At 62.9% G+C, this 13,703-nt stretch carries 10 protein-coding genes; 2 read left to right on the top strand and 8 right to left on the bottom strand.

Annotated features, from left to right (window positions below):
• Positions 1 to 27: 27 nt before the first annotated feature.
• Positions 28 to 1,389 carry a DUF1329 domain-containing protein gene (locus tag V3388_RS08405; protein WP_336367078.1) on the top strand — a complete coding sequence of 454 codons (1,362 nt, stop codon included), beginning with the start codon at positions 28 to 30 and terminating at the stop codon, positions 1,387 to 1,389.
• Between the two features lie 158 nt (positions 1,390 to 1,547).
• A complete protein-coding gene (locus tag V3388_RS08400; protein WP_336367077.1) occupies positions 1,548 to 4,241 on the top strand; it encodes a LuxR C-terminal-related transcriptional regulator in 2,694 nt (897 codons plus the stop codon).
• Between the two features lie 60 nt (positions 4,242 to 4,301).
• Here V3388_RS08400 and V3388_RS08395 read toward each other — a convergent pair whose 3' ends face one another.
• The 8 genes from V3388_RS08395 to V3388_RS08360 form a co-directional block, all read right to left on the bottom strand.
• Positions 4,302 to 5,195 carry an acyltransferase gene (locus V3388_RS08395; RefSeq protein ID WP_336367076.1) on the bottom strand — a complete coding sequence of 298 codons (894 nt, stop codon included), beginning with the start codon at positions 5,193 to 5,195 and terminating at the stop codon, positions 4,302 to 4,304.
• A gap of 77 nt (positions 5,196 to 5,272) precedes the next feature.
• Positions 5,273 to 6,205, bottom strand: coding sequence for a glucosaminidase domain-containing protein (locus tag V3388_RS08390; RefSeq protein ID WP_336367075.1), 933 nt, complete (start codon positions 6,203 to 6,205; stop codon positions 5,273 to 5,275).
• 114 nt (positions 6,206 to 6,319) lie between these two features.
• A complete protein-coding gene (locus V3388_RS08385; protein WP_336367074.1) occupies positions 6,320 to 8,476 on the bottom strand; it encodes a hypothetical protein in 2,157 nt (718 codons plus the stop codon).
• Between the two features lie 167 nt (positions 8,477 to 8,643).
• Entirely contained in the window at positions 8,644 to 9,207 is a 564-nt protein-coding gene (locus V3388_RS08380) for a YfaZ family outer membrane protein (RefSeq protein WP_336367073.1), read from the bottom strand.
• Complete coding sequence (gene yacG / locus V3388_RS08375; RefSeq protein WP_336367072.1) at positions 9,204 to 9,401, bottom strand: DNA gyrase inhibitor YacG; 198 nt, start codon at positions 9,399 to 9,401, stop codon at positions 9,204 to 9,206. Before yacG ends, V3388_RS08380 begins: the two co-directional genes overlap by 4 nt.
• 57 nt (positions 9,402 to 9,458) lie before the next feature.
• A complete protein-coding gene (locus V3388_RS08370; protein ID WP_336367071.1) occupies positions 9,459 to 11,813 on the bottom strand; it encodes a response regulator in 2,355 nt (784 codons plus the stop codon).
• Positions 11,814 to 11,834: 21 nt separating this feature from the next.
• Complete coding sequence (gene tsaA / locus V3388_RS08365) at positions 11,835 to 12,611, bottom strand: tRNA (N6-threonylcarbamoyladenosine(37)-N6)-methyltransferase TrmO (protein ID WP_336367070.1); 777 nt, start codon at positions 12,609 to 12,611, stop codon at positions 11,835 to 11,837.
• Positions 12,612 to 12,657: 46 nt separating this feature from the next.
• A complete protein-coding gene (locus V3388_RS08360; RefSeq protein ID WP_336367069.1) occupies positions 12,658 to 13,692 on the bottom strand; it encodes a hypothetical protein in 1,035 nt (344 codons plus the stop codon).
• Between the last annotated feature and the right edge of the window lie 11 nt (positions 13,693 to 13,703).

The following is a 13,703-nucleotide window of genomic DNA, read 5'->3' as shown; positions in this document are numbered from 1 at the left end:
ACGCATTCGTTCATTGAGGTAACGTCCATGAAATTGAACCGAAAACTACTGACCACCGGCGTCCTGGCTGCCAGTCTCATGGCTGGCCAGGCCTGGGGGGCAGTCTCCGCCCAGGAAGCCGCAAAACTGGGTGACACGCTCACGCCGATGGGTGCCGAAAAAGCCGGCAACGGTGGCGACATTCCGGCGTGGACTGGCGGCCTGACGAAGGCGCCGGCGGGCTACAAGGGCGACGGCGTGTATGTGAACCCGTTCCCGGATGAAAAGCCCAAGTTCACGATCAACCAGAGCAACGTGGACCAGTACGCTGACAAGCTGTCGCCGGGCCAGGTGGCGATGATCAAGAAGTATAGCGACTACGTAATGCCGGTGTACGAGACCCACCGTACCGCCGTCTATCCGGACGACGTCCAGAAGCAGACCATGGCGAACGCCACCAAGGTCGAGCTGATTAAAGACGGTAACGGCCTGGGCAACTACGTCAGCGCCACCCCGTTCCCGATTCCCAAGAACGGCCTGGAAGTGATCTGGAACCACATCACCCGCTACCGCGGTGGTTCCGTTCAGCGGAACGTTGGGCAGGTCACACCCACCGTGGGCGGCGATTACTCCGTCGTGCGTTTCCAGGACGAACTGACCTGGCGGACCTACCTGACCGACTACAAGCCGGATATGGACCCGAACGTGCTGTTCTACTTCAAACAGGCGATCACGGGCCCTGCGCGTCTGGCGGGTAACGTTCTGCTGGTGCACGAGACCATCGACCAGGTGGCCGAGCCGCGCCGGGCGTGGATTTACAACGCCGGCCAGCGCCGTGTGCGCCGTGCGCCCCAGGTCGCCTATGATGGCCCGGGTACCGCCGCTGATGGCATGCGTACGTCTGATAACTTCGACATGTACAACGGCGCGCCGGACAAGTACAACTGGGAGTTGATCGGCAAGCAGGAAATGTACATTCCGTACAACGATTACAAGCTGATGGACCCCAGCCTGAAGTATGATCAGATCATCAAAGCAGGCCACATCAATCAGGAGTACACCCGTTACGAACTGCACCGGGTCTGGCACATTCGCGCGACGCTGAAGAAGGGCGAGCGCCATGTGTACGCCCAGCGGGACTTCTACATTGATGAAGACTCCTGGCAGGCTGCGGTGATTGATCACTACGACGGTCGCGGCGAGCTGTGGCGGGTGGCGGAAGCGCACGAAGTCCAGTTCTACGATCAAACCGTGCCCTGGTACGCCATTGAAGTGCTCTACGATCTGCTTTCCGGGCGCTACCTGGCCCTGGGCCTGACCAACGAAGAAGAAAACCCGTACACCTTCGGGATTGAGCGTCAGTCCCGCGATTACACCCCGGCCGCCCTGCGGCGCGCGGGTACCCGGTAACAGTGAATACCCGATCAGGTGGGCGCGCTCTGCCCGCCTGATCGGTCTCTGCCAACGTGACCGGGGCCTGCCCGGTATCCGCCGTTTCCGGCCAAACCTTTGCAGCCTGCGCGTGAATTGGTTTAACCTTCCCCTGTAATAGTAAAACGGGGCAGGGTGTGAAGCCATTTAGCGACGGTCAGGCCGCGAACGACGAATTTCAGTCCGCCAATCAGGGATTACAGCGAGGAGAGCTGGTCAGGGATCTTCTCCGGCAACGGATACGGTGCCCGGACCTTCCGCCGGATTCCCTCACACGTCCCGATTTCAATACCCGCCTTGGCCAAGCCCTCGGCCATGCCGGTATCCTGTTTCTGGAAGCACCGGCGGGGTTCGGCAAGTCCCACGCATTAAACGCCGCGTTGGCGGCCCGCCCGGAAGGTTCGCCGGCGCCCCGCTGGGTGTCGTTGACAGGGCAAGACAACACGCCCGTGCGGCTGTTAACGCTCCTCGCGATGGCCATGGACCTCCCCGACGCCCTGGAAAGCGCGCTGCAGAGTGGTGCCAGCTTTGCTGATGCCCTTGGGGTGTTATTGATGGCCTGGAATCGCGCTCATGGCGATGAGCAGCAGGTGCTGGTGCTGGACAACCTGCAGTCACTCACGAATCCAGCGGTTGTTTCCCTTGTTCAGCAACTGGCCAACGATATGCCGGCATCCATGGCGCTGGCCCTGGTTTCACGGCATGGTTTGCCCTTTCAGGGACATCACCTCGAGCTGGATAACCGGTTTGTGCGGATCGGGCCAGAGGCGCTGGCGTTCAGCCGCCCGGAAACCTTTGCCTTTTTCCGTCAGTCGTCGGTGTCCGATTCCCTGACGAGTGTCGCGATTGATCGCCTGTACGACCTGACCGAGGGGTGGCCAACGCCCCTGGCGCTGTATCGACGGGAGCTCCAACACCACCAGGAGCGCCGGCCGATTCAGGACTGCCCGGCGGTCGAGCGGTTTTTGAAGGAAACCCTGCTGGCGCCGCTGACGCACCCCCAGCTCCGGGCGCTGCGGCGCATGGCCGAGCTGGAGGTGGCTTCCGACGAACTGTTCCTGGCGGTCCAGCCGGACGACGAAGATGGCGCTTTGATTCCCTCCGACGCCTGTGAACGGGGCCTGCCGGTGTTGCCGGTGCCCGGACGTGGGCGCTGGTTCCGCATGAATCCGCTGCTGCAGGAGGTCTTGCGAGGGCAGCGCCAGGCCGGCTTTGAACAGCGTATGGTTGCGGCCTGTCGCTGGTTTGCCCGCCGTAACCAGTTTCCCGAGGCGTTACGCTATGCGCTGCTCGCCGGTGATGGCGATGAGGTGATACGCATTGCCTCTGACAGTTCCGAGGCGTTGCTGCTCGGTCAGGACACCGCGTCGCTGCTGAGTCTTCGAAGAAGCCTGCCGGTTACGTTGCTGGACCGCAGCGTTCGCCTGCGCATTGTGTACGGCTGGGTGCACGCCATTGGCGGGCAGTTCCGGGAGGCCCGTTCGCTGATTGGGGATTTGTCGGACACCGAGTGCGCGGAAAACCGAACTCGGCTCGCGGCCCTTTCTGCGTTTATCCGGCGGGGCGAGGGGCAGGTGTGGCCTGCGCTGGCGGACGCCGACGAAGCGCTCTCCGGTGGCGGGCTTTCCCTCCAGGGCCAACTGGTGGCGCAGATGGTTCGCGCCAGCGCGCTTTGCGCGGCAGGACAGTATGGGGAAGCGCGGGAGGCCAACCGGGCCGCGGCACGGCTGGCCCGAGAAGCCGGTGATGCGGGGTCCGAGGCGCTGGCGGTGTATACCCATGCCCGAATTGAACTGGGCAAGGGTGCCCTCCGTCACGCGGAGCAGTTGCTGAGAACGGCGCTGGATACCGCGATGCAGGAATTGTCCCGCCCCGCTCGCATCGGCGAGACCCGGCTGATCCTGAACCTCGCTCTGGTGCTCTGGCATCAGGGCCGTCTGGATGAGGCGGACCGCCTGCTGATTCACGGCGGACGGCATGCCGAACAGTCTCGCGACGTTGGCCTGCTATTGGCCATGGCCCTTCGGGTACTGATTTGTCGAACCCAGGGCCAGCTGGACGACGCGTTTGTCTGGATTGGCCGGGCCGAGCGAACCATGCACGCCTGGCAGGTGGATGAGGCCATGTTCGTACCGGTGCTGGAAGCGCTGAAAGCCACCTGCTGGCTTGCCCAGCGGCAGTCGGACAGCGCAGCCCACGCCCTGGAACGCCTGCGCCCGTACCGGGACAGCGGCTGCGTCCCTGAGCTTTTCCCGATGATGCCCGGGTTGATTGACTGCCTGGAGGTGCGGGTGCATCTGGCCCGCGGCGACGGTGTGCAGGCCCGCAAGGTCCTGAGCGCCGCCGCTGGAAGACATGGCGAAGCCATGCCCCGCGGTGTGATGCTCTACACCCGCCTGCTGGATGTCCTGTTGCTGGCGGAGGAAAAAGGCCCATCGGTGGCACGCCGGGCGTTGCAACAGACCCTGGACCTAGCCGCCAGCGAGCAGTTCGTGAGCCCGTTCATGGAGCTGCGGGACGAACTCCAGCCCTGGATGGAAAAGGCTCTGGGCCAGTTGGCGGATTCTCCGTTCAAGAATGCACTGACGAAGCTGTTTGGGCTTCGCAGGGAGCCGGCGACTGTCTCGGGCGCGCTGCCGGAGCCCATCAGCGACCGGGAGCAGGGTGTGCTTGAGCTGATCGCCCAGGGCCTGTCAAACCAGGAAATTGCCGATAAGCTGCACATCTCGCTACACACCGTGAAAACCCATGCCCGCCGGATTAACGCCAAGCTGGAGGTGCGCTCCCGCACCCAGGCTATTGTCCGGGCGAGAGAGCTGGGCCTGCTCTAAGCCGGGCAGGCCCGCCGGCTAATCATCGGCTCGGGGGTGCGTCGCGCAACCCGTGCCCAGTCAGGAAGCCCTGAGTTCGTCAATGCGGACGTCTTTCTCGGCCCACACGTCGCTAACCCATCGCTGGAACGCCACCCTCATCTCACGGTTGTTTTCATAGTCCATGCCCAGGAACTCCGACGGGATTTCCCGCACCCGGATATCAATAATGATCCGGCGAATGCGCCCACACAGGTAGTCCCAGAATCCCTGCTTGCCGTCCGGGTAGACGATGGTGACATCCAGCATGGTGTGCAGCATGTCACCCATGGCGCCGAGCACGAACGCGGTGCCTCCGGCACGGGGTTTCAGCAGGTTTCGGTAGGGTGAACGCTGGCGATCGTGTTTGGCGGCGGTAAACCGGGTACCTTCCATGAAGTTGAAGATGGTCACCGGGGTGTAGCGGAATTTCTCACAGGCGGCCCGGGTTGCCTCGGTGTCTTTACCTTTGAGTTCCGGCCGGCGGGCAATCTCCTCTTTGGTGTGCCGGTGCATGAACGGAAAGTCCAGGGCCCACCAGGCAACGCCCAGGAACGGCACCCAGATCAGTTCTTTTTTCAGAAAAAACTTGAGCAGGGGAATGCGCCGGTTCAGCACGTACTGGATGGCCGGGATATCCGCCCAGCTCTGATGATTGCAGGTGACGAAATACCAGTGCGCCCGGCTCAGGTCTTCTGCACCTCTCACGTCCCACTCCACCCGGTGAAGCACGTCCATCAACAGGTTATTGAACCCTATCCATAGCCAGGCGATGCGGTTGAGAACCACCGTGCAGGCTTTGCGTACCGGTGTCACCGGAATCAGCAGTTTGAGGATCGCGAACAGCATCAGGACAGGGAACAGAATGACAGTATCGAGCAGGATCAACAGGGCCGCCAGGGTTCCTTTCAGCGGCGCGGGCAATCGGTCAAGCATGGGGATCGTTTCCAGGGCAAAAGGCGGAAGGTCCAGGGGCGCCAGGCTAACGCCATCGTGCCAGCCGCCAGCAGGGCTTAGCCCTCGCTGGCGTTGTCACGGATCGGGTCACGCCCGGGTAGCAGATCCTGATCAGACCGGCGAGAAGCCAACTGCTGCAGGGTCGATGGGCTGCGATCTTTCAGGACTTTCCGGAAATCGTCGTCATAAAATTCGAGGTTGTTATAGTGAATCATTCCCCGGATGTCTTCCACATATTCCTGGCCGCGCTCGGAGTAGCCATCGAGCCCCTGCGCCAGCTCCAGGCCGGACAGCGGCTGCCCGGCCTGGCGGTCGGCAATACGGCGCTCTCTCAGCCCCTGATAGGTGGCATGGCGATTGATGTTCTGGATGTAGGACCGGATAGACCGGTAGGGAGATTGGAAGGTGGCTACCTCATGGGTCGCCCCCTGGACACGGCTACGAGGAACCAGGCCGCAGCCCTGCGAGAAGCACCACTGTCCAAACAGATTGTTGCCCTTTCGGGCAAAACGCGACGTTCCCCAGGCCGATTCGTTGGCGGCCTGGGCCAGCACGAGCGAGGGCGGAACCACGTCCAGGCGTTTTTCCAGCAGCGCAAACTGCGCGTCGCTGCCGGTGTCACCATCCACACGCAGCCGATCGGCTTGCGCCTGGAGCCAGCGCTTCTCGCGGGGGCCCAGGTGATCCTTGGCTTTCAGCCGCAACAGGTAATCCCGCTCCAGCAGAACCCGGGAATTGGCCAGAACGACCCTAGGGTAGAGGAAGGCAAAGAAGGCGGCTTTGCGCTCGGTGGTATCCCGGTACTCACTGAAATCCGGCAGTGGCTCACTGGCCCATGTGGGCAACGCCGGCATTTCCCGGAGCGATACTTCGGCGCCGTTATCCACCAGTTCCGGAACCATCTGTGCCGGTGGCACGTAAAATCCGCCACCAATGGCAAACGCCACCAGCGGCAAAGACAGCAAAAACGCCCGTTTACCTGAAGACATACAACCTCTCGTCATTGCGGACATGGCAACGATTATAACAGGTTATACGACACCATCCGCCAATGGATCCCGACCGTGCCTAGGGCGCTTGGCGGCGAAAACCCCAGGCCGCCCTCAGGGAAGGCGGGTGGCCAGCACCAGGCCAACGGACTCCCGCCCGTCGGTGTCGGTCTCTCGGGCTCTCAGAAACAGCTGTGACTGGTCGGCCGAGAAAAAGCCGTCGAGCGTCAGGGTGCCGTCGGTAAACTGCACCTGGCCGGCGGCGGGAACATTGCTGCTGTAAGCCAGGGTGTGATTTTCGGTGGTCGCTGCCGGCGGCGTCACTGTATCCGCCGCAACGTCGTGAACGATGGAAATGGACTCTCCGGTGATCTGCGCGCTGGTGGAAGACGTTAGCGTCAGAACCGCATCGTTCAGTTGTCGAAGCCGGTCATCAGTGCCGGAGACGCCGGCGATAACGCCCTGAATACGGTAGCGGCCGGACGCCGGTGGTGCCGGTGTTGTGCCCGGGCGCTCGGCGGCAATCAGCAGGCCATTGCCGAGTACACTCCGGTCCAGGTTGAACGCCAGCAGGGAGCCGTCGGGCGTGCTGGCGCCCATACCGATGTCCGGCGTGGCAAAGTTGGCGGTGGGGGTGCCAATATCCAGGTTCAGCCGGCCAATGTAACGATCACCGTTGCTGAGCCGGGACAGTCGATTACTGATGAGCCAGCTGGTGGTGATGGTTCCGGACTCGTCCCGGATGACGGCACCGCTGGAGCCCTGCCGCACAATGGAGCGCGCGAGGCCCTGGTTTATCGTTCCATCGTTGCCGACGGACCAGGTGCCAAGCCCGGCCTCGAGGGCCAGTGGCAGGGCGTCGTTATCGTATCGGCTGGCCAGATAGACCACGTTGTACTGGCCGCCGTAGATCACGGTGGGATCGAACGATGTCCCACTGGCAGGCCGTAGAAGGTGCAGCTCGAACACCGATGAAAACGTATTTTCCAGGGTGGCGCCGCGAGTGAGCTGACCGCCGCTGTCATCCAGCTCAATGGCTTTGCCCGCGTCGAAATAGCTGGCCAGCACCCGGTCAGGGCCGACGGTATTTCTGGCAGGCGCGCTGACGTAGGCGTCCAGATAGTAGGGGTTACGGGTCCAGCCGATCACGCGGGAGCTGCCTCGCCCGGTAATGCTCTGGTAGAGAGACCGGCCTGCCAGCAGCCGGACGCCGTCCTGCAGCGTGGCGGCGCCGGGTGAGGAGGAATGGGTGTTTCGGTCCCACACCTCCGGCCCCCGGCGATAAAAATTGTTGCCGTCCGCGTGCAGCAGCACGTCGCGGTCGTAGGGAATGTCCGTGGCCAGGGAGGTCACCTTGATGTTGAACGCATCAAAGCTGGCCAGGGTGAGCGCCGGATAGACATAGCCGGTACCGGCGTTGTTGGTCTGCTTCTCCTCCTGTGCGGTTTGAGTCGACCAGGCGCCAGCGCCGCTGATACTGGATTCCGCGAAGGACTGGCCAAGTCCAAGGCTCAGGAAGACCGAGTTGTAGTCCGCGGAACTGACGCTGATTTTGCCCGAGGAGCTGTCGTCGAGCAGGGCGTAGTCGGCCATGTGGCTGACGTAGCTGGCAAAATCGCCCCTGTTATGGAGTACGTCGATGGCGGTGTCGACCGTGGCGTTGGACGGCAGCTCGATTTCGAAGTCCTGGACCTGGTCCGCCAGGGTGGACCAGACATATTTGTTCAGGCAGAAAGTGGCGTCGATACAGGCCTGGAGCTGATCCAGCTCTCCCGCTGTGTAGCTCGCAAGCCCGTAGCGCACCAGGTATTCGGAAAACGGGTTCACCTTGATGTCGCGGTCGGCGTCCGAGGCCATGGCCCGCAGGACGGCGTTGCCGTAGCGCGCTTCGATCAGGACGTCTGGCCCGAGGGGCAGCCCACCCGGAAACGCCAGAATCACGCTGCCGTCGCTGTCGGTTCGCTGGCTGACGTCCACCGACGCTACCTGCTGGAGTGCGGTGTTGCTGGTGTACACGGTGATACGGTCGGCGGGCACGACGCGAAGGTTGCGGCGAATGGCGGGCTCATCCGGCGCATAGCTGCCGGGAACCTCCAGGGTTACCCGAACTTCATTGTTTGCGAGGCCGCTGGTGTTGGTGGAATCGCCCGTGCTGCTTTCACTGAAACTGTCGTCCCGGCTGGCGCCGCCGGAGAAATCGTTCGGGTCATTCCTGGCGCCGTCGATGGCGCTGCTGCCGCCACCGCACGCGGTTATCAGGAGGGTCGACACGCAAACGGTCAAACCCAGTGTTACCAATCGCAGTGTTGAGCGCATCCGGCGCCTATCCCCGTCATCAATGGAGACGCCAGTCTATCAGGGCACTGCGGGAGAATTCGTGAGGGAAGGCACGAAACCGGAGGGCCGAAGCGCCTCCGGTTTGTGAGGGCGATAATTGCTTAGAAGAACACCTTGATGCCGGCGAGGACGCCTTCGTCCAGATTGACGTCGCCACGGTAGGGGCTGTCCAGCTCGGTATTCAGATAACGGTAGCCCGCAAATACCTCGGCGTTGCGGATAATCCGATAGCTGCCCCGCAGCTCCAGGCTGGTCATGTCGTCGGAGTCACCGAACGACAGGATGCTCGGCGCATAGTGCAGGCCACCGGTGAAGGACAGGCCGGGAACCCGGGGAATGTTTACGGTGGCGTAGCCGCCGATGCCGAGGGCGCCGCCGTCCAGGCTGTCGTCGTCCCAGAAAATGCCTTTGACGCCCAGGCCGGCGGTGGTGGGCAGGTTACCGATGGCAGTGCGGCCCTGAGCGTGGGCGTCCACGTTGAAGATGTGGCGGCTGCCTTCGTGGTAGGTGTAGCCGGCGCCCACCTGGGTATCGTTGTTGGTGTTGAAGAAATTGACCTGCCCTTTGGCGGAATCGTTGGTCAGGCTCAGATCGACATCGCCGGCGTAGGCGAGGGGAGCTGAGGCCAGTGAGAGCAACATCACGGAAACACGGGTGACTTTCATTCTTCTACCTTTTGGCTGTCAATGGATGAATAGGCGTCGGAGAGCGCGTCTTCCTCTTCGGCCGGAACCCGGTATTCCTCGTTGGCCCAGGCGCCCAGATCGATCAGCTGGCAGCGCTCTGAGCAGAAAGGCCGGTACCGGTTAGCGTCGTCCCATTCTACGGATTGTTTGCAGGTGGGGCATTGCACAATCATGGCGATTTGTTCAGGTTGCTGAGTGGAAGTCGGCCGGGCCTTTGATCGCGGTCGCAATCAGGAGGTGGCCGACGCCGTGCAGTATTGTTCCAGTACTGCCCTCAGCATTTCAATATTGACAGGCTTGGCAACGAAGGCATCCATGCCGGCCTGGCGGCATCGCTCCTCGTCTTCTTCCATGGCACTGGCGGTCAGCGCCACCACGGGCACCCGTCGCCGCTCGTTGGCGCGCTCCCAGTCCCGGAGCCGGCGGGTCGCCTCGAATCCGTCCACTTTCGGCATGACGCAGTCCATGAACACCACGTCGAAACTGTGCCACTGCCAGAGGCTGGCGGCCGCCTCGCCGTCGTTGGCGGTCATCACGTCGCAGCCGAGCTTTTCCAGAAGCCGTCGGGTGAGGGTGCGGTTCACCGGGTTGTCTTCCACCAGCAGAACCCGCATGCGGCCGCAGGGCAGTTCAAGCCGCGGTGCCGATGCTTCCGGTGCCGCCTGCAGGGAGAATCGGGTCAGGAACCGGCGGTCACCGGTGACCGCGTCCGCGAACAGCTGGTTCAGGATCGGCATCAGGCAGGATTCCCGCAGCGATTTGCTGAGGAAGGCATCGGCACCGGCCTGCCGGAAATGCTCGGCATCGCCCCTCTGGGGATTCGAGGAGAGGATCAGCAGGCGTACAGAAGTCCATTCCGGGTTGCCGCGGATCTGTCGGCACAGCAGGTCGCTGTCCATATCGGGCACGAAGCCATCCAGAATCAGGCAGTCGAACGGCTGCTGGCTATCGAAGGCCAGCCGCAGGGACGTGAGGGCCTCGCCGGCGGAACGCACAGCTTCGATGTGTACGTCGTACCGGGACAGCATTTCCAGGGTGATTTTCCGGGACAGCTCGTAGGAATCCACCACCAGAATCCTGCGGTTGCGCACCATGCGGGTGTCGGGTCGCACCCGGGGCGAGGTTTCCGGCGGCACCGGCAGTGCCAGTTCAGCCCAGAAGGTGGAGCCTTCGCCCGGGCGGCTTTCCACCTCCAGTACACCCCCCATCAGGTGCACCAGTTGCCGGCAGATGGTCAGGCCCAGGCCGGCGCCGGGCATCTGCCGTTGGAATTGCTGGCCGAGCTGCACGTAGGGCTCGTACACCAGCGGGATGTCCTCGGCGCTGATGCCGACGCCGGTGTCCTCCACCGACAGCCGCAGCCGGGCCTGGTTTTCCTTTCGCCCCAGCAACTCCACGCTGACCAGCACATGGCCGGAATCGGTAAACTTGATGGCGTTCGAGACCAGGTTCAGGAGGATCTGGCGAATCCGGACCGGGTCACCCTCCAGGGCCCAGGGCAGGTTTTCGTCAATGCGCAGCTCCAGGGCGAGCCCGCGCTCCCGGGCCCGGCCACCGAGCATGTGGACCAGGTCGTTCAGGGTTTCCCGCAGGTCGAACGGCACGTTCTCCAGCATCAGTTTGCCGGCTTCCATGGCAGAGATGTCGAGCAGGTCGTTGATGATGGCGGAAAGGCTTTCAGAGGCATTCAGCAGGGTGTTGACGTATTCCTGCTGCTCCTGGTCCAGCGGCGTATCGGACAATAGGTTGGCGTAGCCCAGAACGGACTGCAGGGGAATCCGCAGCTCGTGGCTGACGTTTGCCAGGAAGCGGTTCTTGGCGTGATTGGCGCGGACCGCTTCATCCCGCTCGCCCTGGGACTCCAGGGTGGTCTGACGGAGCGAGCGGGTATCTTCCAGAATCTGCAGGCGCATGGTGTTCAGTGCCTGCTCCAGCTCCGAGAGTTCGTCCGGATGCCGGGGGGTCTTACGCTTGAGCCGCAGGGGCTCGACCAGGGCATCCAGGCTCAGGCGAGCCGCGTAGTCCGCCATGGTCTCCAGGTGCCGGGACAGGGTGAACCGGACAATCAGCAACAGGCCGAGCGTGCCCAGCATGACCACCAGCGACACGAACAGCAGCGTCATCAGGCCGGTGCCTCTGAGATCGTCATGGATGCGCTCGACGGACGACACGAGCGTGAGGGTGCCAACGTCCTGCGGCGTGCTCAGATTGGCGCGATCAAAGGCCAGCGGAAAACTTTGGGAAATGACCCGGCCTTCCGGGTAGTCGCCGGTGGTAAAAGCCTCTCCGTTCGGGGTGGTGATGCGGGCATATTCGATGGCGGGAACCGCCTTCATGTCATCGAGGCTGTTGGCGACTTCGCTGTAGTTCATGAGCCACAGATCGCTGGCCAATCGCCCGGAGACCAGCTCCGCCGCTTTGACCTGGGTGTCGATCAGATCCGCCTTGCGACGCTCAAACTCACCGATCATCTGCACACCGGTGCCCGCCAGGGACAGCACGAGGCTGAACAGCAGCACATAGACGAGCAGGCGGGTGGCCAGTGGCCGAATACCCCAGCGTTTGAGCAGGCGGTTGGATGGCAAGACGCAACGTCCCTGTATCGACTAATTGTTGGCCAAATCAGTGTAACAGACCGTCAGCACTTCGACACTCATGCCATGGTGGTCGGTGACGAAGCGGAAACGGACGTTGAGATCGTACAGGTGGACCCCGTAAATCCGCGTCTCATCCCGCCCACGGCGAAAGGAGGGGCGAGGATCGTAGGACAGTACATCCACAATCAAGGCCCGCAGGTCCGGATAATTGGCCTGGGAATACCGGGTAAGGTGCTCCTCGGCGGTGTCGGAAAACTGCACCGGCAGCGCGGTGGCCGGCGGGGCGTCCGCCCAGCCCAGGGAGGCGTCAGGCAGCGCGTCGGCAAAGGGCAGGTAGGGTTTAATGTCCAGTATGGGGGTGCCGTCGATCAGATCGTGGTCCCGGATGGCCAGCACCAGCTGTCCGTCCCGCCGGCGAAGCCCCTCGTTTCGAACCACTGAGAGCCCTAGGCTGTTGGGCCGGAACGGGGAGCGGCTGGCGAACACCCCCATTTTCCGGTTGCCGCCAAGCCGCGGTGGACGAACCACCGGGCGCCACTCCGCCCGGACCGCTTCGTGAAACTGGAAAATCAGCCACAGGTGGCTGGCGGTATCCAGGCCCCGGAAGGCGTCTTCCCGGTCGAACGGCGGCTGTATGACCAGTTCCCCGTGGGCGTACCGGGTCAGCCCAGGTTGGCGGGGTACGCCGAATTTATCCTGAAAGCACGAGCGGGTGATGGCCACGGGTGTCAGCGTCAGAGCCTCTTCGGCTGGCGGCGGGGCAACGCGTGGGGGCGGCTTGGGCATGAGCGGGCCTTGGCGGGGTTATTGGGTGTCGGTGATCGGGTGATGATTACCGGGCTTCAATGGTGCCGGCAAAATACATTTCAACCCGAAACAGCAGTGAGGCTTGGTCCGAGAAGCCCTCATCCCGCGGGAACTGCAGGGCGGGGATCACCTCGGCATAGAGCCAGTCGCTGTACACCCGATAGCGCCAGGTCAGGTCCGCAAAATAGGCGGTAGTCTGCCAGGTTGGCTGGCTCTCCCCCAGAATACCGAGGCGGGGAATAACACGAGATCGTGTATTGAGCACCTTCTCCAGGGAAAAAATCTGTGCTGCTTCGAACTTGCGGTCTTCGTGCACCCATTCAAGCTCCGAGGACGCACCGAAGCGCCAGCCATCACCCAGAGGCCGGCTGGCGCCAAACCAGCTGCGAGCACCCCAGCCTCCCTGGTGGTAGTAATACACCCGCTGCTGAACGGCCAGGGACCAGTCGTTGCCGGGAAGCCAGGATTTACCCGCCGTGACGCGCCAGAAGGCGTCCGGCGGGAACCGCAGGCGGCCGCCCACGTCGGCGGAAAAATTGATGGCATCGCCCAGCTGCGTCAGATAGCGCAGGGCGCCGGTAGGCTCGGTGCTGGTACGATCGTTCTGGGTCAGCAAGCGGTCCCGCTGGCGTTCGGCCAGGGGCACCTGCTCTTCGCTCTCGCTCTCAATGACCAGCCGCAGCTTGCGACGAGTCGTGGGTATGTCCAGTCGAAACCGGGCTTCGGGTTCAAACTGCGCGGGATTGGTGTAATCAGACTCGGAAGCAAACCCGAGCCTCAGGTAGCTCTCGTTGTTCGGCAGGGACTGGTCAGAGCCTGAGAGCGTGCGGTCAGCCCACTCGCCAAGCCGCTCAATTTTGGGGCTCTGCAGACGCTGCTGGCGGATGACCCAATCGGCAAACGAGCCCCAGAACGGGTCCCTGGGCTCGGCCCAGCGCTCGTCGGGCTCGAACCGGTATTCTTCGTCCGGCAGATCCAGGGGGGAGAGCAACTCGGACAGCGGCGGCGGCTCGAAACGGGTTGTTGGATCCGCGGCGTTTGCCCGGCCAGGCAGGCTCATCACAATGGCAG

It is taken from the genome of Marinobacter sp. C2H3 (assembly GCF_037080155.1).
In the GTDB taxonomy this organism is placed as follows: Bacteria; Pseudomonadota; Gammaproteobacteria; order Pseudomonadales; family Oleiphilaceae; genus Marinobacter.
The sequence above is the reverse complement of the archived record's forward strand: the minus strand, read 5'-3'. Positions and strand labels throughout refer to the sequence as shown.